Raw genomic sequence first — 1767 nt, 5'->3', positions numbered from 1 at the left:
GCCTGTTCGACGGCTACTACAACAACCCCGAGGCCGACGCCGAGCGCCTCCGCGACGGGCGCTATCACAGCGGCGACCTCGCCTACCGGGACGAGAACGGTTTCGTGTACTTCGCCGGACGCAGCTCGGGCTGGTTGCGGGTGGACGGGGAGAATCTCGGTGCGGCGCCCATCGAGCGCGTCCTGATGCGGTACGAGGGCTTCGCTCAGGTCGCGGTGTACGGGGTGCCCGACCGGCAGGTCGGCGACCGCGTGATGGCCGCCGTGATTCCCGCTGCGGATTCCGACTTCGATCCCGCCGCTTTCGCGCGTTTCCTCGATGCACAGACCGATCTCGGTCCCAAGCAGATGCCCACCCTGATCCGTGTCTGCCGTGAATTCCCCCGCACCGCGACTTTCAAGGTCCTGACCCGTTCTCTGGCCGCCGAACGCTGGTACTGCACCGATCCGGTCTGGATTCGGGAACGTGGCGATTCCGAATTCCGGTTGTTGTCGGACGAACTGGCGCAGCTTCTCGAACCGGCCTCCCTCGGCACTCCTGCGCGATAGCGTCGTCGCCCCTCGGCCGACGCGCCCCCGCGCGTACAGTTGTGCCGCGACGGTGGTTGTTCGGCGACAAGTCCGGAAGGACTTCCGTCGCCGTCGAGTCGAGTGACGGGCGGGACCGATGGACACCGACGGGTCATCCGGAGGGGCGGAGCGCACGCCGGACGGCAGATATGTGGTGGTGAACGGGCGGCGCTGGCGTGCCACCGATCCCACGATTCCTGAACCTTTGCAGAGGCAACTCGTGGCGGAGTTGATGCGCGCTCGGCGTCTCGTGAAGAGCGACGGCGACTCCGCACGGCACCGCGTCCAGGACGCGAAGGTCGCGCTCGGTGAACGCGGGCATCCGTGGTGGGAACCACGCGACGAGCAGGCGGTTCGTGAACGGCTGGCGGCCACGATCTGCGCGCTGCTCCGGGAACGGAATCCGTCCACCATCTGTCCCAGCGACGCCGCGCGGGTCGCGGGTGGCGACTCGTGGCGCGACCTCATGGACGCCGCACGCTCGGTGGCCGCCGATCTCGAACGCAGCGGCCACGTCGTGATCACGCAGAAGGGTGAGCCGGTGGACGTGGAGACGGCCCGAGGTCCGATCCGGATCGCACCCGGACCTGACCTCGGGCGACCACGGCCCTCCCCGTGAGTCGAACGGTGGGGATCAGGCGCTCGCGGCCTCGTTCAACTTCTCCAGGGTTCCGGTCGCTTCGAGGTACTCCTGCACCCAGCGTTCGATGACCGCGGAGGTCTTGTCGACCTTCGTGAACTGCCCGACGACCTGACCGACCGGGTTGAACGCGACGTCGACGGACTCGTCCGGGTACTTGTGAGTGGCCGCGACCGCCATGCCGGACACCATGTACTGCAGCGGCATTCCGAGGGGCTTCGGGTTGCCCTCCTCCTCCCATGCTTCGGTCCAGTCGTTGCGGAGCATGCGGCAGGGCTTGCCGGTGAACGAACGACTGCGCACGGTGTCGCGGCTGGTCGCCTTGATGTAGGCCTCCTGCTGCACCGGGGTGTTCTCGGCTTCCTCGACCATGAGCCACTGCGAACCGGTCCACGCGCCCTGGGCGCCGAGCGCGAGCGCGGCCGCGATCTGCTGACCGCTGCCGATACCACCGGCGGCCAGCACCGGAACGGGTGCGACCTCCTTGACGACCTGCGGCCACAGCACGATCGAGCCGACCTCCCCGCAATGCCCGCCACCTTCGCCGCCCTGCGCGAT

The 1767-nt window shown here is 68.3% G+C and carries 3 protein-coding genes; 2 read left to right on the top strand and 1 reads right to left on the bottom strand.

Translation table 11 applies throughout. The features are described from left to right. Together R1101_RS0122795 and R1101_RS0122790 are read left to right on the top strand one after the other, a co-directional pair. The coding region (locus tag R1101_RS0122795) for an AMP-binding enzyme (RefSeq protein WP_026003615.1) at positions 1–548 on the top strand (548 nt) is incomplete at its 5' end. A gap of 226 nt (positions 549–774) precedes the next feature. Beyond that, on the top strand, positions 775–1188 hold the full coding sequence (locus R1101_RS0122790) for a DUF3253 domain-containing protein (protein ID WP_232284816.1): 414 nt from the start codon (positions 775–777) through the stop codon (positions 1186–1188). 15 nt (positions 1189–1203) lie between these two features. Here R1101_RS0122790 and R1101_RS0122785 read toward each other — a convergent pair. Then, positions 1204–1767 (bottom strand): nitronate monooxygenase (locus R1101_RS0122785; RefSeq protein WP_016935509.1); only part of this gene is annotated, 564 nt, incomplete at its 5' end.

Origin of the sequence: Rhodococcus sp. R1101, from assembly GCF_000278445.1 — a bacterium.
GTDB classification, from domain to species: Bacteria; Actinomycetota; Actinomycetes; order Mycobacteriales; family Mycobacteriaceae; genus Rhodococcus; species Rhodococcus gordoniae.
Note: the sequence above shows the minus strand (reverse complement) of the source record. Positions and strands in the feature narration are given on the sequence as shown.